This is a genomic window from Streptomyces sp. NPDC002838 (genome assembly GCF_040295365.1).
In the GTDB taxonomy this organism is placed as follows: Bacteria; Actinomycetota; Actinomycetes; order Streptomycetales; family Streptomycetaceae; genus Streptomyces.
This window is the reverse complement of the sequence record NZ_JBEOVF010000005.1, coordinates 49,797-70,625: the sequence shown is the minus strand read 5'-3', so window position 1 is coordinate 70,625 and position 20,829 is coordinate 49,797. Positions and strand designations below refer to the sequence as shown.

The 20,829-nt window shown below is 70.8% G+C and carries 17 protein-coding genes and 2 pseudogenes; 8 read left to right on the top strand and 11 right to left on the bottom strand.

Annotated features, from left to right (window positions below; all coding sequences use genetic code 11):
- Positions 1 to 109: 109 nt before the first annotated feature.
- Positions 110 to 1,678 carry a purple acid phosphatase family protein gene (locus tag ABT063_RS08920; protein WP_351056524.1) on the top strand — a complete coding sequence of 523 codons (1,569 nt, stop codon included), beginning with the start codon at positions 110 to 112 and terminating at the stop codon, positions 1,676 to 1,678.
- Positions 1,679 to 1,683: 5 nt separating this feature from the next.
- On the opposite strand, the gene ABT063_RS08915 is transcribed toward ABT063_RS08920, so the two are convergent.
- On the bottom strand, positions 1,684 to 1,815 hold the full coding sequence (locus ABT063_RS08915) for a hypothetical protein (protein WP_256362880.1): 132 nt from the start codon (positions 1,813 to 1,815) through the stop codon (positions 1,684 to 1,686).
- A gap of 204 nt (positions 1,816 to 2,019) precedes the next feature.
- Positions 2,020 to 2,568, bottom strand: a complete 549-nt coding sequence (locus ABT063_RS08910) for a GNAT family N-acetyltransferase (protein ID WP_351056523.1) — start codon at positions 2,566 to 2,568, stop codon at positions 2,020 to 2,022.
- A 176-nt stretch (positions 2,569 to 2,744) separates the two neighbouring features.
- Between ABT063_RS08910 and ABT063_RS08905 the strand changes: the two genes are divergently transcribed.
- The gene (locus ABT063_RS08905) at positions 2,745 to 2,951 is read left to right on the top strand and encodes a DUF5988 family protein (protein WP_351056522.1); all 207 of its coding nucleotides are present in this window, start codon (positions 2,745 to 2,747) and stop codon (positions 2,949 to 2,951) included.
- A gap of 7 nt (positions 2,952 to 2,958) precedes the next feature.
- Here the strand turns inward: ABT063_RS08905 and ABT063_RS08900 are convergent, their stop codons facing one another.
- The 3 genes from ABT063_RS08900 to ABT063_RS08890 all read right to left on the bottom strand — a co-directional run bounded on the left by ABT063_RS08900 (position 2,959) and on the right by ABT063_RS08890 (position 6,515).
- Entirely contained in the window at positions 2,959 to 3,828 is an 870-nt protein-coding gene (locus ABT063_RS08900) for an alpha/beta fold hydrolase (protein WP_351056521.1), read from the bottom strand.
- 81 nt (positions 3,829 to 3,909) lie between these two features.
- Positions 3,910 to 5,541 carry an L-glutamate gamma-semialdehyde dehydrogenase gene (pruA, locus tag ABT063_RS08895; RefSeq protein WP_351056520.1) on the bottom strand — a complete coding sequence of 544 codons (1,632 nt, stop codon included), beginning with the start codon at positions 5,539 to 5,541 and terminating at the stop codon, positions 3,910 to 3,912.
- A gap of 47 nt (positions 5,542 to 5,588) precedes the next feature.
- Positions 5,589 to 6,515: a proline dehydrogenase family protein gene (locus ABT063_RS08890; RefSeq protein ID WP_351056519.1), complete on the bottom strand. Its 927-nt coding sequence runs from the start codon at positions 6,513 to 6,515 to the stop codon at positions 5,589 to 5,591.
- Positions 6,516 to 6,682: 167 nt separating this feature from the next.
- Between ABT063_RS08890 and ABT063_RS08885 the strand changes: the two genes are divergently transcribed.
- The gene (locus ABT063_RS08885) at positions 6,683 to 8,047 is read left to right on the top strand and encodes a PucR family transcriptional regulator (RefSeq protein WP_351056518.1); all 1,365 of its coding nucleotides are present in this window, start codon (positions 6,683 to 6,685) and stop codon (positions 8,045 to 8,047) included.
- Positions 8,048 to 8,144: 97 nt separating this feature from the next.
- Here ABT063_RS08885 and ABT063_RS08880 read toward each other — a convergent pair whose 3' ends face one another.
- On the bottom strand, positions 8,145 to 8,666 hold the full coding sequence (locus ABT063_RS08880; protein WP_351056517.1) for an AAA family ATPase: 522 nt from the start codon (positions 8,664 to 8,666) through the stop codon (positions 8,145 to 8,147).
- A 415-nt stretch (positions 8,667 to 9,081) separates the two neighbouring features.
- Here ABT063_RS08880 and ABT063_RS08875 point away from each other — a divergent pair, with 415 nt between their 5' ends.
- From ABT063_RS08875 to ABT063_RS08860, 4 genes are read left to right on the top strand one after another with little or no spacing between them, the layout of a single operon-like run.
- Positions 9,082 to 10,575 (top strand): ABC transporter substrate-binding protein, encoded by a 1,494-nt coding sequence (locus tag ABT063_RS08875; protein ID WP_351056516.1) that lies wholly within the window; start codon positions 9,082 to 9,084, stop codon positions 10,573 to 10,575.
- Positions 10,576 to 10,595: 20 nt separating this feature from the next.
- Complete coding sequence (locus tag ABT063_RS08870) at positions 10,596 to 12,338, top strand: ABC transporter permease subunit (RefSeq protein WP_502990785.1); 1,743 nt, start codon at positions 10,596 to 10,598, stop codon at positions 12,336 to 12,338.
- On the top strand, positions 12,328 to 13,302 hold the full coding sequence (locus ABT063_RS08865; protein ID WP_351056514.1) for an ABC transporter ATP-binding protein: 975 nt from the start codon (positions 12,328 to 12,330) through the stop codon (positions 13,300 to 13,302). The genes ABT063_RS08870 and ABT063_RS08865 overlap by 11 nt, the downstream gene beginning before the upstream one ends.
- Positions 13,299 to 13,979, top strand: coding sequence for an ATP-binding cassette domain-containing protein (locus ABT063_RS08860; RefSeq protein ID WP_351056513.1), 681 nt, complete (start codon positions 13,299 to 13,301; stop codon positions 13,977 to 13,979). The genes ABT063_RS08865 and ABT063_RS08860 overlap by 4 nt, the downstream gene beginning before the upstream one ends.
- Here ABT063_RS08860 and ABT063_RS08855 read toward each other — a convergent pair.
- Positions 13,966 to 14,184, bottom strand: a pseudogene (locus ABT063_RS08855) (TetR/AcrR family transcriptional regulator); the annotation flags it as partial. The gene ABT063_RS08860 and the pseudogene ABT063_RS08855 sit on opposite strands and share 14 nt — an antisense overlap.
- A 3-nt stretch (positions 14,185 to 14,187) precedes the next feature.
- Here ABT063_RS08855 and ABT063_RS08850 point away from each other — a divergent pair.
- A pseudogene (locus ABT063_RS08850) lies at positions 14,188 to 15,190 on the top strand (MFS transporter); the annotation flags it as partial.
- A gap of 46 nt (positions 15,191 to 15,236) precedes the next feature.
- On the opposite strand, the gene serA reads toward ABT063_RS08850, so the two are convergent.
- The 4 genes from serA to ABT063_RS08830 form a co-directional block, all read right to left on the bottom strand.
- Positions 15,237 to 16,826, bottom strand: coding sequence for a phosphoglycerate dehydrogenase (gene serA, locus ABT063_RS08845; protein ID WP_351056512.1), 1,590 nt, complete (start codon positions 16,824 to 16,826; stop codon positions 15,237 to 15,239).
- Positions 16,827 to 17,053: 227 nt separating this feature from the next.
- Positions 17,054 to 18,055, bottom strand: coding sequence for a ketol-acid reductoisomerase (gene ilvC, locus ABT063_RS08840; protein ID WP_095752130.1), 1,002 nt, complete (start codon positions 18,053 to 18,055; stop codon positions 17,054 to 17,056).
- A 118-nt stretch (positions 18,056 to 18,173) separates the two neighbouring features.
- Positions 18,174 to 18,698: an acetolactate synthase small subunit gene (ilvN, locus tag ABT063_RS08835; RefSeq protein WP_095752129.1), complete on the bottom strand. Its 525-nt coding sequence runs from the start codon at positions 18,696 to 18,698 to the stop codon at positions 18,174 to 18,176.
- A 29-nt stretch (positions 18,699 to 18,727) separates the two neighbouring features.
- Positions 18,728 to 20,584, bottom strand: coding sequence for an acetolactate synthase large subunit (locus ABT063_RS08830; protein ID WP_351056511.1), 1,857 nt, complete (start codon positions 20,582 to 20,584; stop codon positions 18,728 to 18,730).
- Between the last annotated feature and the right edge of the window lie 245 nt (positions 20,585 to 20,829).

Here is a 20,829-nt window from a genome sequence, read left to right as displayed (position 1 = left end):
ACGCGGCGTCCGCGATACGGACACCCGCACAGGGGACTGCGTCAGCCCGTCAGGTTGCGTTCACCCGTATGTAGGGCGGGTGTTGGGCTTCGCTGGGAACTTCACCCGCATGGAGACCCCCGACTGCGGCATTCCGCATCAGCTCGCGCGCCGGATGAGCATGGCCGAGCAGTACGAGTACCTGCGCACGAAGATGTCCCGGCGCCGCACGCTGGTGACGGCGGGCGCGGTGGCGGGCGGGCTGCTGACGGGCTGTTCGGGCGGCGGATCACCGAGTACGACCACGAGCTCACCCGCCGCTTCGCCATCCGCGTCCAGGGTGCACGGTTCCGTCGTCGCCCCCTTCGGCCGTCACCTCTCCTTCGGGGCCGACCCGAAGACGCAGATGCGGATCTCCTGGCAGGTACCGCTCGCGGTACGCAAGCCGTACGTCCGCGTGGGTCTGCGGCCCGACGACCTGAGCCGGAGGGTCGGGGCGGAGGTGCGCGACCTGCACACGCCGGGGGTGACGGGTGTGCGGCCGGCGCTCGACCAGTACTACCTGCACGCGGCCCTCGACGGACTGCGGCCCGGCACGACGTACTACTACGGCGTCGGCCACGACGGCTTCGACCCGGCCTCGCCCGAACGGCGGTCGACGACCGGCTCGTTCCGTACGGCACCGGCGGCCCCGGAGCGGTTCGTGTTCACCGCCTTCGGCGACCAGGGGGTGAGCCGGGCGGCGGCCGCCAACGACCACGTCCTGCTGCGCCGGGACCCGGCCTTCCACCTCCACGCGGGTGACATCTGCTACGCCAACGTCAAGGGCCGGGGCGAGAAGTCGGACGGCTACGACCCCGCCTTCTGGGACCTGTTCCTCAAGCAGAACGAGCCGGTGACCAGATCGGTCCCGTGGATGGTGACGACCGGCAACCACGACATGGAGGCCTGGTACTCGCCGGAGGGCTACGGCGGCCAACGGGCCCGCTGGTCCCTGCCGGACAACGGCTTCGACCCGCGCACGGCACCGGGCGTGTACGCGTTCACCTACGGCAACGTCGGCTTCGTCGCGCTGGACGCGAACGACGTCTCGTACGAGATCCCCGCCAACTTCGGCTACAGCCAGGGGAAGCAGACGGCGTGGCTCGACCGGAAGTTGGGTGAGCTGCGGGCAGACGCCTCGGTCGACTTCGTCGTCGTCTTCTTCCACCACTGCGCCTACTCGACCTCCACGCACGCCTCCGACGGGGGCGTGCGCGCTCAGTGGCTGCCGCTGTTCGCCCGGCACCAGGTGGACCTGGTGATCAACGGCCACAACCACGTCTACGAGCGCACCGACGCCATCAAGAACGGCGAGGTCGGCAGGCCGGTCCCGATCGGCGCCTCGACCGACCCGACCCGGGACGGGATCGTGTACGTCACGGCGGGCGGCGGCGGCAAGGAGCTGTACGGCTTTCCCTCAGGCGCGAAGGAGAGCTACGAGGGGCATGTCACCGACCGCGAGTCCGTCGAGACCTTCCAGTGGACGAAGTCGAAGCAGTCCAGGAAGGAGACCGTGGAGTGGTCACGGGTGCGCTACCGGGGCTTCTCCTTCCTCTCGGTGGAGGCGGAGGGCGGGTCGGCCCCGAAGCTGAAGGTGTCGGCGCTCGCGTCGAACGGCGAGCGCATCGACCATTTCGAGGTGCGGCGCCGAGCCTGAGGGACTCAGTGGCCGGTCTCGCCGCCGTTGTCCCGGCGGTCGAGGGCCCGCTGGAGCGCGGCGGCGGCGTTCTTGCGGTCGGACTCGCTCGTACGGGAGAGGTGGCGGACTCGACGGCGGACGGTCGTCTCGGCCATGGGAAATCGACTCCTTCTGGAAAAGGGGTTACGAGACGCCGGAAGGGGCGGGGAGCGGTGCCGCAGGGGTTGCCTGCACGGGGCCCGGCTCACGACCGCCATTCGCTTGGTCGAGCGAGACGTTCGGCTCCTACAAAGCTAAGCGAGGAACGCGCGTCTGTCTCCACAATTACTCGGACTTCCTACTATCTGAGACAGTGCAGGTCAGAGCACATCCCCGTCCCGCCAGTCGAAAACCAGCTCGTACGCCGGGTCGAGCGGACCGGAGAGCGCGGGACGCACATACGTGCTGCCCTCTTCCTCCGGCAGATGGACGACCCCGTCGGGCCCGAGGGCGCAGACCCGGCCGGGCCACAGCTGCCAGCCGCGCGCGGCGTACAGACGGGCGCCCTCGTCGCTCGCGGAGAGCGCGCCGAGGTCGTAGGCCCGCTCGACGATCCGTTCCAGCTCGGCCATCGCCCGGCCGGCGAGCCCGGTGCGGCGCGCGTCCGGTCGTACGGCCACGGCCTCGACGTATCCGACCCGCAGCCAGCGCCCCCGGTGCCGCACCCGGCGCATCACCACCGAGCCGTGGGCGGCCAGTCCGTGCCCGTCGTGGAGCAGGGCGTGCATGCCGCCGAGGCCGTGGTCGAAGTCCTCGTCGGTGAAGTCGCCGTCGAAGGCGGTGTCCAGGAGGGCGCGGACGGCCTGCAGGTCGGCCGGGGCGAGGTCGGCGGTGTGGGCGGTGCGCAGGGTGTGGGCGGGGCTCGTCATCGGGCCAGTATCGGTACGCGGCACCGGGCGGGTGCCGAACTCCGGCCACCGGCGCTGCCTGCCGGCCCGCCCCGCCCCGGCCCGCCCCGGTCCGGCGGAGAGCGGCGACTCGCCCACCCGACTGATCCTCCGCGCGGCCTGCGACATCGGGTTCCGGTAGAGGGAACGGTGAGGTCATGAGTGACAAGGCGCGAGCACTTCTCGAGGGCGGCCCGGAAGACCTGCCCGAGCGGATCGTCCCGAGCCCGCCCCCCGGGGCGGACGTGAAGATCAAGCTCCGAGGTGGTTACGAGCACTTCAGGGCGACCGAGCGCGACGCGGACACCCCGCAGGGCAGGCTGCCCGTGTACGAGTGGTGGGAGCGGACGGAGATCGCCGAGTAGCGGCAGCTCACCGCAGCGCGGCCGGCACCGCCTCCCGGAAGCCCTTCGGGTCCTCGACCCACGGCAGGTGCCCGGCCTCCGGCAGGATCACCCGCCGTACGCGCGGCAGGGCCCGCTCCAGCGAGTCGATCGCCGAGCGCGGCCGGATGTCCCGCTCGCCGTCGACGATGAGCACGGGCACGTCCAGGGCCTGGCAGGCGGCGTACAGCTCGGGCGTGCCCCACAGCTGCTCGCGTTCGGCGTTCAGCGCCTTGTTGCACTCGTAGTTGATCCCGAACCAGGGATCGGCCATCCGCCCGGCGTGCTCCAGTGCCCGTTCGCGGTCCTCGAACTCGATGGACCACTGGAGGACCGCGCGCTCCCGGTCCTCCTCCTCGGTGAGCTGTGGACGACCCGTCAACTCCTGCCAGCGAGCGAGCCGTTGGGGGTCCTCACCGAGCCGGGCGAGGAAGTCGGTCTTGAAGGCAGGGTGCCAGTCGGCGTCCGGTCCGATGCCCGTGCCGCTCACGTAGACCAGCGAGTCGACCCGCTCCGGGTGGGCCAGTGCGTAGCTCAACGCCAGCTGCGCACCCCAGGAATGGCCGAGCAGCACCATCCGCTCCAGCCCGAAGTGCTGTCGTACGGCGTCCAGATCCGCCACGAAGCGCTCGGTGGTCCACGGCCCGGCGCACCGCTGCGAGCGCCCGCAGCCGCGCTGGTCCCAGCGGACCACCATGGCCTCGTCCTCGAGCATTCCGGCCACGTCCTCGAACATGTCCCACAGTCCGGGGCCGCCGTGGCACAGCAGCAGCGGGGTGCCGCCGTCCCTGCCCGAGCGGCTCGCCCACAGCCGTACGCCGTCGTCGGTGGTGATGGTCGTGTTCATGGCCATGGTCATGAGGAGCAGTCTGCCGTGACGGACGCGCGAACGGGCCAGGTCGTCGACCTGGCCCGTCCTCCTGTCCTGGATGCGGGGATCTCAGCCCATGTGCGGGTACGGGTAGTCGGTCGGCGGGACCAGCGTCTCCTTGATGGAGCGGGTCAGCGTCCAGCGCATCAGGTTCTGCGGGGCGCCGGCCTTGTCGTTGGTGCCGGAGGCGCGGCCGCCGCCGAAGGGCTGCTGGCCGACGACGGCGCCGGTCGACTTGTCGTTGATGTAGAAGTTGCCGGCCGCGTAGCGGAGCTTGTGCATCGTGCGTGCCGCCGCCGAGCGGTCGCCGGCGATGACCGAGCCGGTGAGCGCGTAGTCGGTCACCGACTCCATCTGCGTCAGCATGTCCTCGTACTTGTCGTCCTCGTAGACGTGCACGGCGAGGAACGGGCCGAAGTACTCGGTGGTGAAGACCTCGTTGGCCGGGTCGTCGCACTCGACGACGGTCGGGCGGACGAAGTAGCCCACCGAGTCGTCGTACGTGCCGCCCGCGACGACCGTGCAGGACGGGTCGGACTTCGCGCGGTCGATGGCCGCCTTGTTCTTGGCGAAGGCGCGCTCGTCGATCACGGCGCCGATGAAGTTCGACAGGTCGGTGACGTCGCCCATCGGGATGCCGTCGACCTCGGCCGCGAACTCCTCCTTGAAGCCGGAGTTCCAGATCGACGCCGGGATGTACGCCCGGGAGGTCGCCGAACACTTCTGGCCCTGGTACTCGAAGGCACCCCGGGTCAGAGCCGTCTTCAGCACCGCGCGGTCGGCGCTCGGGTGGGCGACGACGAAGTCCTTGCCGCCGGTCTCGCCGACCATCCGGGGGTACGTGCGGTACTTCTCGATGTTGTTGCCGACCGTCTTCCACAGGTACTGGAAGGTCTTGGTCGAGCCGGTGAAGTGGATGCCGGCGAGGTCACGGTGCTCCAGGGCGACCTGGGAGACCTCGATGCCGTCACCGGTCAGCAGGTTGATGACGCCCTTGGGCAGGCCGGCCTCCTCCAGCAGCTGCATGAGGAGGACCGCGGCGTGGGTCTGGGTCGGGCTCGGCTTCCACACCACCACGTTGCCCATCAGGGCCGGAGCCGTCGGCAGGTTGCCCGCGATCGCCGTGAAGTTGAACGGCGTGATCGCGTAGACGAAGCCCTCCAGCGGGCGGTGGTCGAGGCGGTTCCAGACGCCCGGGGAGTTGGCCGGGGGCTGCTCGGCGAGCAGGTCACGGGCGTACTTGACGTTGAAGCGCCAGAAGTCGATCAGCTCGCAGGGGGTGTCGATCTCGGCCTGCTGAGCCGTCTTCGACTGACCCAGCATGGTGGAGGCGGCGAGCGTCTCGCGCCACGGGCCGGCCAGCAGGTCGGCGGCGCGCAGGAAGATCGCGGCGCGGTCGTCGAAGGACATCGCACGCCAGGCCGCCGAGACGGCGAGGGCCGCGTTGATCGCGTCCTGGGCGTCCTGCTGGGTGGCGTTGCCGTACGTTCCGAGACGGGTCTTGTGGTTGTGCGGCTGTACGACGTCGAAACGCTCGCCGCCGCCCATCCGCTTCTGACCGCCGATGGTGCAGGGCAGGTCGATCGGGTTCTCGGCCAGTTCCTTGAGCTTGGCCTCCAGCCGGGCCCGCTCGGGCGAGCCGGGGGCGTAGCCGTGCACCGGCTCGTTGACGGGGGTGGGGACCTGGGTCACAGCGTCCATGGGTTCCGTAACTCCTTAACTGAGCGGTGTTCTCGAGCGGTGTGGGCTCAGCCCTTTGTGATCATGCTGCGTGCGAAGAACCGCAGGTTGGCGGGCTTCTCCGCGAGGCGCCGCATGAAGTAGCCGTACCAGTCGGTGCCGAAGGCGGTGTACACGCGCATGCGGTGGCCCTCGGCGGCCAGCCGCAGGTGCTCGTCGCTCCTGATCCCGTACAGCATCTGGAACTCGTACTCGTCGAGCTTGCGCCCGGCGCGGTGGGCGAGTTCCTGGGCGATGGAGATCAGGCGCGGGTCGTGGGACCCGATCATCGGGTACCCCTGGCCGTCCATCAGGGTCCTCAGGATCCGGACGTACGCCTTGTCGATGTCGTGTTTGTGCTGGTGGGCGACCTCGGCGGGCTCTTTGTACGCCCCCTTCACCAACCGTACTCGGCTGCCGTTCGCGGCGAGGCGGCGGGCGTCGGCCTCGGTGCGGAAGAGGTAGGACTGGATGACGCAGCCGGTCTCCGGGAAGTCCTTCCGCAGCTCCTCGTGGATTTCGAACATCGAGTCGAGGGTGGTGTGGTCCTCCGCGTCGAGCGTGACCGTCGTACCGATGGCGGCGGCGGCCTCGACGACCGGGCGGACGTTCTTGAACGCCAGCTCGTGGCCGTCCTCCAGCGCCTGACCGAACATCGACAGCTTCACGGACATCTCGGCGCGGGTGCCCAGCCCCAGCGGCTCGAGCCGGTCGATGAGCCCCAGGTAGGCGTCCCGGGCGGCGGCGGCCTGCGCGGGATTGGTGATGTCCTCCCCGACGACGTCCATCGTCAGCTCCAGGCCCTTGCCCGTCAGCTCCTGGACGATCGGCACGATGTCGTCGACGGTCTCGCCGGGGATGAATCGGTCGACCACCTGCTTGGTCACGGGTGCCGCCGAGATCAGGCGTCGGATCCGGTCGCTGCGCGACGCGGCGAGAATCACGGGACCCAGCACGGGGCACCTCCACAGGCCGTAGTGGGCCGTAACCCGCGCATGTGGCGCTTCGGGTACGGCACGGAGAACCACCGTGAAACCTAAGGATCCCTCCGATCGTCGGCCATCGACAGCTGTCACGCATCCGTGCCGCAGATCTCAGACAGATGTATGAAGAGCTAGCGGAAATGCGGGACAATGCCCGGGTGACGCCTGATTACAAGGACCCCCACAAGGACCACAAGGGCGACTACCAGGACCTGGTCGACGAGATCTCGGAGCTGCTGGGCGCGCCGGCGACGCTGGAGAACCGGGACTTCGAGCTGATCGCCTTCGGCGCGTACGACAGCGAGGGCGAGCTCGACGCGTCGGCGCTGGACCCTGTCCGGACCCGCTCGATCCTCACCCGCCGCTCGACGGCCGCGGTCCGCAAGTGGTTCGAGGGCTTCGGCATCACACGGGCGACAGGGCCGGTCCGCATCCCGCCGACCCCGGAGGCGGGGGTGTACCGCGGACGGATCTGTCTGCCCGTACGCCATCGGGGTGTGGTCCTCGGTTACGTCTGGCTGCTGGACTACGCCCCGGGCCCCACCGAGCGGCAGCTGGCGGGGGCCATGGAGGTGACGTCCCGCATCGGCGCCCTGCTCGCGGACGAGGCTCAGCACGGGGCGGACCTGACCCGGGAACTGCGGGCGGTCCTCACCGCCGACCCCGGCTGGCAGCGCGACATGGCGGTCGCCGAACTCCGCACGGCCCTCGGCCCGCGCGCCGACACCCTGCACACGGTGGTGTGCGTGGCCCCCTGGCCCTCGGCCGACCCGGACGACGCCCCTTCGGTCCGTACGGTGCCGGGGGCGACGGCGCTGTGCACGGTGCCGTGGGGGGCGTCGGGCCACTGCCTCGCCCTGCTGATGCGGCTGCGTTCGGCGGATGTGCTGACTCCGGCGGCTTCGGCGGCGGGGCGGTTGTTGGAGCGGGTGGGTGTGGGCGGGAAAGGGGCGAGTGCCAGGACGGGCGGCGGCCCGGGCGGCGTGGGCAGACGAGGTCCGGCCACGAGCGCGGGGACGAGCGATGGCCCGGCCGGCGGGGACACGCGGGGTCCGGCCACCGAGTCCGCGGCGACGCGCGGCGGCGACGTCGGCAGATCCGCCGCCGGGATCGCCGCCGCGCGCACCGGCCTCGCCGAGTTGGGCGCCGCCTGGCTGGAGGCATCGGCGGCGGCCCGGGCGGCGCTGGCGGAGCCGCACCTCGGCCCGATCGCCGACTGGGCGTCCATCGGCCCGTACCGCCTGCTGACCGCCCTGCCCCCGGAGGCGACCCACGACCCCGCCGTCCGCACGCTCCTCTCCCCCACCCACCGCGAACTCGCCCGCACCGCCGAGGTCTACCTCGACTGTGCGGGCCAGGCGGGCCGCACGGCCGCCGAGCTGGGCATCCACCGCCAGACCCTCTACTACCGCCTCTCCCGCGTCGAGCAGCTCACGGGGCTCGACCTGGACGACGGGGAGGACCGGCTGCTGTTGCACATGGTGTTGAAGGGGGCGCGGCTGTAGCCATCCCAGGATCCGCGACTTCGTCCTTGTCGGGGCTCTTTTGGCCTTCTCCGCGTGGGCGACCGTCCTCCGTTTTCGCGTGGCGGGCGGGCGGACCTCAGCTCTTGACGGCCTCTGCGATCTGCAGGGCGGCCTGGGCGGGCGTGAGGTGCGTGGTGTCGACGACCTCGGCCTCGGCGTGCAGCCACGTGCGGGCCGCCTCGGCGTAGGGCTCGAGGTATTTGAGACGGAATGGGGAGGGGCCAAGAACAGTGTCCCCCTCGATGCGTCCGCGGAGGGTGTCTTGGTCAGCGTGGAGGACGAAGTGCCGTACCGGAATGGCATGTTGGGCGAGGCCCGTGCTGATCTCGCGCCAGTACTGCTCGACCAGGACAGTCATGGGCATCACCAGAGTGCCGCCGGTGTAGTCGAGTACGCGGCGGGCGGTCTCGACCACCAGCGGCCGCCACGGCGGCCAGTGCTGGAAATTGTCCGTCCCGGGCAGCCCTGGCGTGATGTCCATGAGTGTCTCGCCGACCTTCTCGGCGTCGAGGACCCGTGAATCCGGGATCAGCTGCTGCACGAGTGCGCTGGTCGTCGTCTTGCCCGCGCCGTGGGTGCCGTTGAGCCATACGATCATGGGAGCCAACGCTAGCGCTGTGCGGGGCGCGGGAACGGGCACGGCAGAAATCCGGTACGGCTCGGCGTTGCCGGGGTGGTGTCAACCACCAGGACCAGGTGTCACCCTCGTCCGGGGCCGGACTCAACTGCCCTACGAAGCTCTGCCCGGCGGCGTCCACCCACAGCACATGCGCCCCGACGCACACCGCCACCACGGTCACCGCGACCAAGACCCCCGTCAGGCCTCGCCACCACCGCAACGCCCCACTTGCCACCCGCGCGCCCTCCTCCCCCGAGGGCACCTCGGTAGCGACTGGCCAGGTGTGATCAAGACCTGTATCGACGTGATCAAGACAAGCTTCTGAAAACGATTGTCATCATGCTACGGTCGTCGCACGCTCAACTTTTGACCATGCCATTACCCGGAGTGTCCCGTGCGCGTCCCCGCCCGTCTTCTCCCCCTCACCGCGGTCACCGCGGCCTCCGCCCTGCTCACCGGCTGTTTCTCCGGTGCGGAGTCGGCCACGGACGCCGAAGGAGGCGGCAAGCGCATCCGTGTCGCGATGATGCAGCCCCCGCGCTCCGGACTGTCCCCGCTGTCCGACGACGCGTTCAAGCTGTCGCGCTGGTCGACGGCCGAGACCCTGGTGAAGCTGAACGCCGACGGTGATGCCAAACCGTCGCTCGCCACCAAGTGGACGCAGTCCGGGCGGAGTTGGACGTTCGAGATACGTGACGGCGTCACCTTCCACGACGGCACGAAGCTCACCGCCGAGACAGTCGTCAACTCCCTCACCAAGGCCGCCACCGCCGCCCCCAAGCCCCGCATCCTCGACGGCGTCGAGCTGACGGCGAAGGCCCAGGACGCCGACACCGTCGTCGTCACCACCGGCACCGAGGATCCCCTCGTCCCGCAGCGGCTCAGCTCTCCCCAGCTGTCGATCCTCGCCGCGAAGGCCTACACGGGGAAGACGGTCAACCCCGTCGGCGCGGGCACCGGCCCCTTCGAGCTCACCAAGGTCAACGGCACTTCCTCCGCCGCCCTCGACCGCTACGACGCCTACTGGGGCAGCAAGGCCAAGGCCCCCGGCATCGACGTCAAGTTCGTGCCGGACGGGACCGCCCGTGCCGCCGCCCTCCGTAGTGGCGAGGCCGACATCGTCGAGGCGGTCCCGGTCTCGCAGGCCGCGCTGCTCGACGAGGACCTGATCACCGAGGTCCCGATGCCGCGCACCAACACCCTGTACCTCAACACCGAGAAGGGCGTCTTCAAGGACGCCTCGCTGCGGGCTGCGGCCCGGGAGGCCGTCGACGCCAAGTCGATCGTCGAGGGCGTGTACGAGGGGCGCGCCGATGTGGCGGCAGGGCTGCTCGGGCCCGCGCTCCCCTGGGCTGCCGAGCTGCGCACGCCCGTCAAGCGGGCCGCGGCGAAGAAGGCGAACGGCCAGAGCATCACCATCGGCACCTTCACCGATCGCGCCGAACTGCCCGAGGTCGCGGCCACGCTGCAACAGCAGCTCCAGAAGGCCGGCTTCAAGGTGAAGCTGGACGTCCGCGAGTACGCCAACATCGAATCCGACGCGCTGGCGGGCGAGTTCGACGCGTTCATCCTGTCCCGGGCCACCGTCCTCGACTCCGGCGACCCGGCCGCCTACCTCTACAGCGACTTCGGCTCCGACGGCTCCTTCAACATCTCCCAGCTCGCGGACACAGAGGTGGACAAGGCCCTCCAGAAGGCCGGCGGGACGAAGACCGGTGATCCGCGCCGGGCAGCCGTCATCGCGGCCGAGGCCGCCGTCCTCGCCACCGACGCGGCCGTGCCGATGCTCCACGAGCGTGTGATCCAGGGCGACGCCGCCTCAGTCGTCGACGCCGCCCACGACCCGCGCGAGCGGGAGCTGGTCACGGCGGACACCCGCATCAAGTGAGGCTCCGTACAAAGGGGTTGGTGACCGCGGCCGGGGTCACCCGGGCCCTGTGCCTCGTCGCGGTCCTGGCCGCCGTAGGTCTGCTGCCCTGGCTCTCCGGCAAGGACCCCGCGCTGACGGTCCTGCGGGCCCGCTCCGCCGAACAGGAGCCGACGAAGGAGGCCCTGGACGCCGTAAGAAGGGATCTCGGGCTGGACGCGGGGCCCTTTTCCCTGCTGGGGAGTTGGGCCTCGGACCTGCTGCGCGGGGACCTCGGCACGTCCTGGGTCTCCGGCACCGACGTCCTGCCGTCCGTCGTCTCCGGGCTCCAGGTGTCGCTGGGGCTGATGGGCGCCGCCTTCGGCGTGGCCCTGCTGCTGGCGTGCGTGCTGGTCGTGCCGGTGCTGGTGCGGGGGCGCGCGTCGGCCGGGGCATGGGCCGCGATGCTGGCGGCTGTGCCCGAGTTCCTGCTGGCCACCGTCGCGCTGCTGGTGTGCGGAGTGTGGCTGGGGTGGCTGCCGACGTCCGGCTGGCAGGGCCCGCAGTACATGATCCTGCCCGCGCTCGCCCTCGGCGTTCCGGCCGGCGGACTGCTCGGGCGGCTGGTCGCGGACGCGCTGCCGGCCGTGCTGGACGAACGGTGGGTGGAGCTGTGGCGGGGTGCCGGAGTCAGCCGTAGGACCATCTCGGTGGCCGCCCTGAAGCGCGTACTGCCGCCGCTGGTGCCGCAGTTCGGGATGGTCGCCGTCGGACTGACCGGTGGCGCGGTCCCGGTGGAGACGGTGTTCGCGGTGCCCGGCATCGGGCGTACGGCACTCGGCGCGGCCAAGTCGCAGGACCTGCCGCTGCTCCAGGGCGCGGTCCTCGCCCTGCTGCTGCTCGGCCTGGTCACGGGCGCCGTGGCGGCTCTCGTACGCCGTCGGCTGCTGGGCCCGGCCCTGCGGGACGCCGAGTTGTCGCTGCCGCCGGTCCGCCCGGTCCGTACACACCCGGCGGTCCCGTTGGCGCTGCTCACAGTGCTCACCGCGGCCATTGGGTGGGGTCTGGCACGCGATCCGTACACGGTGGACACCGTGGCCCGCCTGGCCGCGCCCTCCTGGTCGCACCCGCTCGGCACGGACGGCCTCGGCCGGGACGTGCTCGCCCGTCTCGGCCACGGGGCCGCCTCGACCGTCGGCACGGCGGCGGCCGTCTGTCTGCTCGGACTGTTGATCGCCCTGACGCTGGGCTTCCTGCCGGGCGTGGCCGCCGGGGCCGCCGACATCGCCAACGCCCTGCCCCCGGTGATCGTCGGCATCCTGGTCGCGGCGGTCGTGGGACCCGGCACCGGCGGCGCCGCCCTCGCGGTCACCCTGCTGTCCTGGCCCGCGCTGTCCGCGCACGCGGCGGCGCTGGTGCAGGAGGTGCGGGCGTCGGCGTTCCTGACCGCCCAACGGGCCATCGGCGCACCGCCGTGGTGGATCCTCACCAGGCATGTGCTCCCTTCGGTGGCCGCGCCCGTCGCCCGGCACGCCCTCCTCCGCCTGCCCGGCATCGCCCTCGCCCTGGCCTCCCTCGGCTTCCTCGGGCTGGGTGCCCAGCCGCCCGCCCCCGAGTGGGGCCTGCTGCTCGACGAGTCCCGCGCCTATGTGGAACGCGCCCCGTGGGCGGCCCTCGCCCCGGCGGTGGCACTGGCTCTGCTGGCGGGGCTGGCGGTGTCGGGGGCGGCGTACGCGCAGGGCCGGAGGGTCACGCGGGTCAGGAAGGCCGCTCAGGTCGGGAAGGAGGCCCCCGTTGGGGTCTGAGGTGTTGCTCTCGGTACGCGATCTCCGTATCGCCTTCGACGGCGTCGAGGCCGTGCGCGGTCTGTCCTTCGACGTACGTCCGCGCGAAGTCCTCGCGATCGTCGGCGAGTCGGGCGCGGGCAAGTCCCTCACGGCCCGCGCGCTGCTGGGCATGCTGCCGCGGGACGCGACGACGACCGGGGACGTCCGGCTCCTCGGTGATCCGGACCTCGCCGCCCAGCGCGGCCGCCGGATCGCCCTGGTTCCCCAGGACGCCCTGTCCGCCCTCTCCCCCGTGCACCCCGTGGGCGACCAGCTCGCCGCCGCCGTACGGTCGGTGGCCGGCCTCTCCCGCAAGGAGGCGCGGGCCCGGGCGGTGGCGGCGCTCGATCGCGTCGGCATCCCGGACGCCGTACGCAAGGCGCGGGCGTATCCGCACGAGTTCTCCGGCGGCATGCGGCAGCGGGCGGTCATCGCGATGGCGACGATCAACGAACCCGACGTCCTGGTCGCCGACGAGCCGACCACCGCCCTCGACGAGGAGCGCCGCGACCAGGTGCTGCGCGTCCTCGGCGAGCAGCGGGAGGCGGTCGGCGCCGCGCTCGTCCTGGTCACGCACGACCTGGACGTCGTACGGCAGCACGCGGACCGCGCACTCGTCATGTACGCCGGACGTCTGACCGAACTCGGCTCGGCGGACGAGGTGTTGACCCGCCCCCTGGCCCCCTACACGGCGGGCCTGCTGGCCTCGCTCCCGGAGCACGCGCGCGGCCGTCGCCTGCCCACCCTCCCCGGCACCCCGCCCGCCCCGGGCGCGCTCCCGCCGGGCTGCTCGTTCGCCCCGCGCTGCCCGCTCGCGGCGGACGCCTGTCACCAGGCCGAGCCGGAGCCGCGGCGGGCGGACGGGCGGCTGGTGTCCTGCCACCGCTGGGAGGAAGTCCCGGACCCCGCCGTCGAGTTGTTCCAGGTGAGGCAGCCCGCATGAGTCACGCACTGCTCGACGTCCGCGACCTCGTCGTCCGCTACGGCCCGGTCACTGCGGTGGACCACGTCTCCTTCGCCCTGGAGGCCGGCGAGACCCTCGCCCTCAACGGCCCCTCCGGCTGCGGCAAGTCCTCCACCTCGCTGGCGGTCCTGCAACTGCGCCGCCCGGACGACGGCGAAGTCCGCTTCGAGGGAACCGAGTTGACGACCCTGGCCGAACGCGAACTCCGTCCTCTCCGCCCGCGCATGCAGCCCGTCTTCCAGGACCCCTACGGCTCCCTCAGCCCCCGCCACCGTATTCGCGACGCGGTGGCGGAACCGCTGAAGGTCCAGGGCCGCTGGAGCACGGAAGAGGGCCCCGCCCGCGTGGCCGAACTCCTCGACCGCGTCGGCCTCGACCCGTCGTACGGGGACCGCCACCCGCACGAGCTCTCCGGTGGCCAGTGCCAACGCGCCGGAATCGCCCGGGCGTTGGCCTCCGATCCGCGCCTGCTCGTCCTCGACGAACCGGTGTCGGCCCTGGACCCGTCGGTGCGGGCCGGTGTGCTGAACCTGCTCGCCGACCTCCAGGACGAGCTGGGCCTCGGCTACCTGTTCATCTGCCACGACCGGGCGGTCGTACGGCACTTCGCGGACCGCGCCCTGGAGATGCGAAACGGGCGGATCACTCCTTCGTGACCCCTGCGATCACCTGGCGCAGTCCCTCGGTGAGCTGCTCCGCGCCGGGCGCGGTCTTCGGGTCGAAGTTCCACTGCGCGATCAGACCGGTCATCAGGGTCACGTAGAACATGCCGAGGGTGTCCGCGGTCTCGTCGGAGACGTCCTCCTCGCGCCCGCCCATGAGCAGCGGAACGAGCCCGCGCCCGGCCTCCCGCTGGGCCCGCGCCTGCCCGCGATGGTGCTGCTCCTGGCCGTCGGCCCGGTCCTGCTGCCCGAGGCCAGGAACCCCGAGCCCGGCCGCTTCGACCTGCTGAGCGTGCCTCTGTCGCTGGCGGCCGTGCTGCCCGTGATCTACGGCCTGAAGGAAATCCCGTCCGAGGGCTGGAACGTGGGGTATGTGCTGTCGGTGACCGTGGGCCTGCTCTTCGCCGCGCTCTTCGTCCACCGCCAGCGCACGATCGCGTCCCCGCTGATCTCACCGGCGCTGTTCCGTGGCCACGGCTTCGCCCCGGCGCTCGGCCTCTACCTCGTCGCCGCCTTCGGGATGATCGGGTCCGCCTACTTCACGGCGCAGTACATACCTGTCGGTCCTCGACAAGAGCGCCCTGGAGGCCGCGCTGTGGAGCCTGCTGCCGTCGGTGCCCATCGGCTTCGCGGGAGTGGCCGGATCCCAGCTCGTGCGGCGGGGCGTGCATCGGGCGCATGTCGTCGCCGGTGGCTTCCTGACCACCGCGGGCGGTTACGGGCTGCTGGTCCTCACGGACACGGACTCCCTGTGGCTGCTGCTGGGCGCGTGCGCCGCTCTGGCCTGCGGGGCCGTCGTGGTGATGTCCCAGCTGGCCGACCTGGCCCTGGGCACGGCCCCGGTGGAGAGGGCAGGCTCGGCCTCGGCCCTTTTGGAGACCGCCGCCGAGTTCGGCGGCGCGCTGAGCATGGCGGTGCTCGGCGCCGTCGGTACGGCGATCTACCGCCACGAGATGCCGTCGTCGGCCCCGGACCCGGCCGACGAGACGCTCGGGGGCGCGCTGGCCGTGGCCCGGCAGCTCCCGGACCGCGCGGGCGACGCCCTGGCGACGGCGGCCCGCGAGGCCTTCACCAGCGGCATGCACGCGGCGGTGATCGCGGGGGCGGTGCTACTGGCGGTAGCTGCGGTGCTGGCGGCGGTGACGCTGCGGCGAGTGAAGGTGCGGCAGGAGGAGACTGCGGAACCGGAGAAGGTACCGGCATGACAAAAGCCGGGTGGGCCGAAGCCCACCCGGCTTTCGCTGTGAAGCGTCAGACCAGGTTCACCGCGCGAGCGGACGTCGCGCCGATCTCCTCGGCGACCTCGGTCAGCACCCCGGCGGGCACCGTGTCGTCGACGGTCAGGACGGCCAGCGCCTCGCCACCGGCGATCGCCCGCGACACCTGCATGCCGGCGATGTTGATGCCGGCCTCGCCGAAGATACGGCCCACGGTGCCGACGACACCGGGACGGTCCTCGTACCGCAGGACGACCATGTGGTCGGCGAGCGCGAGGTCGACGTCGTACTCGCCGACCGCGACGATCTTCTGGAGGTGCTTCGGGCCGGCCAGCGTGCCGGAGACCGACACCTCCTCGCCGCTGCCGAGCGTGCCGCGCACGGTGACGACGTTGCGGTGGTCGGCGGACTCGGAGCTGGTGGTCAGCCGGACCTCGACGCCGCGCTCCTGCGCGAACAGCGGGGCGTTGACGTACGACACCGTCTCGTCGACGACGTCCTCGAAGACACCCTTGAGGGCGCTGAGCTCCAGCACCTTCACGTCGTGCTGGGTGATCTCGCCGTACACCTCGACGTCGAGGCGGACGGCGACCTCACCGGCGAGCGCGGTGAAGATCCGGCCGAGACGCTCGGCGAGCGGCAGACCCGGCTTGACGTCCTCGGCGATGACACCGCCCTGGACGTTCACCGCGTCCGGGACCAGCTCACCGGCGAGCGCCAGACGCACCGACCTGGCGACGGCGATACCGGCCTTCTCCTGCGCCTCGTCGGTCGAGGCACCGAGGTGCGGAGTGCTGACCACCTGGTCGAACTCGAACAGCGGCGAGTCCGTGCACGGCTCCTTCGCGTACACGTCGAGGCCGGCGCCGGCGACCCGGCCCTCCTTCAGCGCCGAGTACAGCGCCTCCTCGTCGACGATCCCGCCACGCGCGGCGTTGACGACCCGCACGCTCGGCTTGACCTTGCGCAGCGCCTCGTCGCCGATCAGGCCGAGGGTCTCGGGGGTCTTGGGCAGGTGGACGGTGATGAAGTCGGAGACCTCGAGCAGCTCGTCCAGCGACAGCACCTTCACGCCCATCTGCGCGGCCCGCGCGGGCTGCACATAGGGGTCGTAGGCGACGACCTTCATGCCGAAGGCGGACATGCGCTGTGCGACGAGGGCGCCGATCCGCCCCAGACCCACGACACCGAGGGTCTTCTCGGCGAGCTCGACGCCCGTGTACTTGCTCCGCTTCCACTCGCCGTTCTTCAGCGCGGCGTTGGCCTGCGGGATGTTGCGCGCGGTGGCCAGGATGAGACCGCAGGCCAGCTCGGCGGCGGTCACGATGTTCGAGGTGGGGGCGTTGACGACCATGACGCCGGCTTTGGTGGCGGCGGAGACGTCTACGTTGTCGAGGCCGACGCCGGCTCGTGCGACGACCTTCAGCTTGCGGGCGGCGGCGATCGCCTCGGCGTCGACCTTGGTGGCCGAGCGGATCAGGATCGCGTCGACTTCGGCGATGGCGGGGAGCAGTTCGGCCCGGTCGGCTCCGTTGCAGTGCCGGATCTCGAAGTCCGGCCCCAGCGCGTCGACGGTGGCGGGCGACAGCTCTTCAGCGATGAGTACGACTGGTTTCGAGCTCACGTGAGTCCTCACATGTCCAATGCGGACGGCCGTCCCGACGGCCGCATGCGGTGGAGGGGTGCTAGCCGCGTGGAAGACGCACGACGCTGTGGGCCTGACGCGTATCTAGTACGGCAGTGTAGTGGCGTGGCAGGTGTCGTCTCGCGCCTGTGCGGAAGGATCACCCGGACGAGAGAAGGTCCGGCTGCGGCACCGGGGTCATCAGGCGCCGCAGCCGGACCTCGACCTCACGCTTCTTCGTCGTTGACCCAGCTCATGAGCTTGCGCAGCTCCTTGCCGGTGGTTTCCAGCAGGTGCTCGGAGTCCTGCGTCTTGTACTCGTTGTACTTCTTCAGGCCGCCGTGGTACTCGTCCATCCAGGCCTGGGCGAACGAGCCGTCCTGGATCTCGGCGAGGATCTTCTTCATCTCGGCCTTGGTGGCGTCGGTGATGATCCGCGGGCCGGTGACGTAGTCGCCCCACTCGGCGGTCTCGGAGATCGACCAGCGCATCTTCTCCAGGCCGCCCTCGTACATGAGGTCGACGATCAGCTTCAGCTCGTGCAGGCACTCGAAGTAGGCGATCTCCGGCTGGTAGCCCGCCTCGGTCAGCGTCTCGAAGCCCGCCTTGACCAGCGCGGCCGTACCGCCACAGAGGACGGCCTGCTCACCGAACAGGTCGGTCTCGGTCTCCTCGGTGAAGGTCGTCTTGATGACGCCGGCGCGGGTGCCACCGATGCCCTTGGCGTACGACAGCGCCAGCGCGAAGGCGTTGCCCGTCGCGTCCTGCTCGACAGCCGCGATACACGGAACGCCGCGGCCCTCCTCGTACTGGCGGCGGACCAGGTGGCCCGGGCCCTTCGGGGCGACCATGCAGACGTCGACGCCGGCCGGGGGCTTGATGAAGCCGAAGCGGATGTTCAGGCCGTGGCCGAAGAACAGCGCGTCGCCGTCCTTCAGGTTCGGGGCGATGTGCTCCTCGTAGACCTGGGCCTGGATCGGGTCCGGGACCAGGATCATGATGACGTCGGCCTCGGCGGCGGCCTCCGACGGGGTCACCACGCGCAGGCCCTGCTCCTCGGCCTTGGCCTTGGACTTGGAGCCCTCGTGCAGACCGACGCGCACGTCGACACCCGAGTCACGGAGCGACAGCGCGTGGGCGTGGCCCTGGCTGCCGTAACCGATGACCGCGACCTTGCGGCCCTGGATGATGGACAGGTCGGCGTCGGCGTCGTAGAACAGCTCGGCCACTTTGGGTTCTCTCCTTGTGTGCAGGTGTTGCGTCCCACCGTATGACGGAGGGCGGAAGGGAAGTCTCGGGGTCTCGTAATTCGGGCGGCCGGCCGCTGCCGACCGCCCGTTCGGAGGCTTACGCCGACCGGTCCAGCGCGCGCAGCGACCGGTCCGTGATCGAACGCGCTCCGCGCCCGATCGCGATCGTGCCGGACTGGACCAGCTCCTTGATGCCGTACGGCTCCAGCATCTTGAGCATGGCCGACAGCTTGTCGCTGCTGCCGGTGGCCTCGATGGTGACGGCCTCCGGGGAGACGTCGACGGTCTTGGCGCGGAACAGCTGGACGATCTCGACGATCTGGGAGCGCGTCTCGTTGTCGGCGCGCACCTTCACCAGAACGAGTTCGCGCTGAACGGCCGAACCGGGCTCCAGCTCGACGATCTTCAGCACGTTGACGAGCTTGTTGAGCTGCTTGGTCACCTGCTCCAGCGGCAGGTCCTCCACTCCCACCACGATGGTGATGCGGGAGATGTCGGGGTGCTCGGTCACGCCGACGGCGAGCGAGTCGATGTTGAAGCCGCGCCGGGAGAACAGGGCGGCGATCCGGGCGAGGATGCCGGGCTTGTTCTCCACCAGGACGGAGAGCGTGTGCTTGGACATGTCTGGTCTTCCTCTTCGCTCTTCCTGGCTCAGTCGTCTTCGTTGTCGCCGAAGTCGGGACGGACGTCCCGGGCGGCCATGATCTCGTCGTTGGAGGTGCCGGCGGCGACCATCGGCCAGACCATGGCGTCCTCGTGGACGATGAAGTCGACGACGACCGGGCGGTCGTTGATCGAGTTCGCCTCTTCGATGACCTTGTCGAGGTCGGCCGGGTCCTCGCAGCGGATCGCGTAGCAGCCCATGGCCTCCGACAGCTTCACGAAGTCGGGGACGCGGGTGCCGGCGCTCGGCTGCTTGCCGTCGGCCTCGGGGCCGGAGTGCAGCACCGTGTTGGAGTACCGCTGGTTGTAGAAGAGGGTCTGCCACTGGCGGACCATCCCGAGGGCGCCGTTGTTGATGATGGCGACCTTGATCGGGATGTTGTTCAGGGCGCAGGTGGTCAGTTCCTGATTGGTCATCTGGAAGCAGCCGTCGCCGTCGATCGCCCAGACGGCCTTGTCCGGCGCGCCGGCCTTGGCGCCCATGGCGGCCGGAACCGCGTACCCCATCGTTCCGGCGCCGCCGGAATTCAGCCAGGTGGCGGGCTTGTCGTACTCGATGAAGTGCGCCGCCCACATCTGGTGCTGGCCGACGCCCGCCGCGAAGATCGTGCCCTCGGGGGCGAGCTGCCCGATGCGCTCGATGACCTGCTGGGGGGACAGCGAGCCGTCGCCGGGCTGGTCGTAGCCGAGCGGGTAGGTGTCCCGCCACCGGGACAGGTCCTTCCACCAGGCGCTGTAGTCGCCCTGGTGACCCTCGCTGTGCTCCTTCTGCACGGCCTGGACCAGGTCGGCGATCACCTCGCGGGCGTCCCCGACGATCGGCACGTCGGCGGCGCGGTTCTTGCCGATCTCGGCCGGGTCGATGTCGGCGTGGACGATCTTGGCGTACGGGGCGAAGCTGTCCAGCTTGCCGGTGACGCGGTCGTCGAAGCGGGCTCCGAGGGCGACGATCAGGTCGGCCTTCTGCAGCGCGGTGACGGCGGTGACCGAACCGTGCATGCCCGGCATTCCCACGTGCAGCGGGTGGCTGTCGGGGAATGCGCCCAGCGCCATCAGGGTGGTGGTGACGGGCGCCTGGGTGAGTTCCGCGAGGACCTTCAGCTCGGCGGTGGCCTGGGCCTTGAGGACGCCGCCGCCGACGTACAGGACGGGCCGCTTGGCGGCCGTGATCAGCTTGGCCGCCTCGCGGATCTGCTTGGCGTGCGGCTTGGTGACGGGCCGGTAGCCGGGCAGGTCCATGGTGGGCGGCCAGGAGAAGGTCGTCCGCGCCTGGAGGGCGTCCTTGGCGATGTCGACCAGGACCGGGCCGGGGCGGCCGGTGGAGGCGATGTGGAACGCCTGCGCGATCACCCGGGGGATGTCCTCGGCCTTGGTCACCAGGAAGTTGTGCTTGGTGATCGGCATGGTGATGCCGACGATGTCCGCCTCCTGGAAGGCGTCCGTGCCGATCGCCTTGGAGGCGACCTGGCCGGTGATCGCGACCAGCGGCACGGAGTCCATGTGGGCGTCGGCGATCGGCGTGACCAGGTTGGTTGCGCCCGGGCCGGAGGTGGCCATGCAGACGCCGACCTTGCCGGTGGCCTGCGCGTAACCGGTCGCCGCGTGGCCGGCGCCCTGCTCGTGCCGGACCAGGACGTGGCGCACCTTGGTGGAGTCCATCAGCGGGTCGTACGCCGGAAGGATCGCGCCACCGGGAATGCCGAATACCGTCTCGGCCCCGACCTCCTCGAGAGAGCGGATGAGGGACTGCGCACCCGTGACGTGCTCGGGGGCGGACTGCTGTCCTCCGGATCGGGGCCGCGGCTGCGGGTGATGGGCCCCGGTGGCCTGCTCGGTCATCGGCATTCTCTTCTCGATGCTGTGGGTTCTGCAGAGAGGTTTCGCGAAGTTTGTGCGGTGTACGACTGTTGTACGGCAGGTGCCTGTGCAACAAAAAACCCCTCGTGCCATAAGGCAAGCGAGGGGAGCGCGCCGGGTGGGGTCGCTGGGAGTTCCGGGTCCGTCCGGACGTCACCAGCGTCAGCCGACGCGCTTTCCAAGTACGAGAATTCGGGTGCGCATGGCACAGACCCTCTCCCCGGCACGCACCA

What these genes read in the sequence shown, in the direction of transcription:
- ABT063_RS08920 (WP_351056524.1), top strand. Translation starts at nt 110, where the DNA reads ATGGAGACCCCCGACTGCGGCATTCCGCATCAGCTCGCGCGCCGGATG.
- ABT063_RS08915 (WP_256362880.1), bottom strand. Translation starts at nt 1,815, where the DNA reads ATGGCCGAGACGACCGTCCGCCGTCGAGTCCGCCACCTCTCCCGTACG.
- ABT063_RS08910 (WP_351056523.1), bottom strand. Translation starts at nt 2,568, where the DNA reads ATGACGAGCCCCGCCCACACCCTGCGCACCGCCCACACCGCCGACCTC.
- ABT063_RS08905 (WP_351056522.1), top strand. Translation starts at nt 2,745, where the DNA reads ATGAGTGACAAGGCGCGAGCACTTCTCGAGGGCGGCCCGGAAGACCTG.
- ABT063_RS08900 (WP_351056521.1), bottom strand. Translation starts at nt 3,828, where the DNA reads ATGACCATGGCCATGAACACGACCATCACCACCGACGACGGCGTACGG.
- pruA (WP_351056520.1), bottom strand. Translation starts at nt 5,541, where the DNA reads ATGGACGCTGTGACCCAGGTCCCCACCCCCGTCAACGAGCCGGTGCAC.
- ABT063_RS08885 (WP_351056518.1), top strand. Translation starts at nt 6,683, where the DNA reads ATGCGGGACAATGCCCGGGTGACGCCTGATTACAAGGACCCCCACAAG.
- ABT063_RS08880 (WP_351056517.1), bottom strand. Translation starts at nt 8,666, where the DNA reads ATGATCGTATGGCTCAACGGCACCCACGGCGCGGGCAAGACGACGACC.
- ABT063_RS08860 (WP_351056513.1), top strand. Translation starts at nt 13,299, where the DNA reads ATGAGTCACGCACTGCTCGACGTCCGCGACCTCGTCGTCCGCTACGGC.
- ilvN (WP_095752129.1), bottom strand. Translation starts at nt 18,698, where the DNA reads ATGTCCAAGCACACGCTCTCCGTCCTGGTGGAGAACAAGCCCGGCATC.
- ABT063_RS08830 (WP_351056511.1), bottom strand. Translation starts at nt 20,584, where the DNA reads ATGCCGATGACCGAGCAGGCCACCGGGGCCCATCACCCGCAGCCGCGG.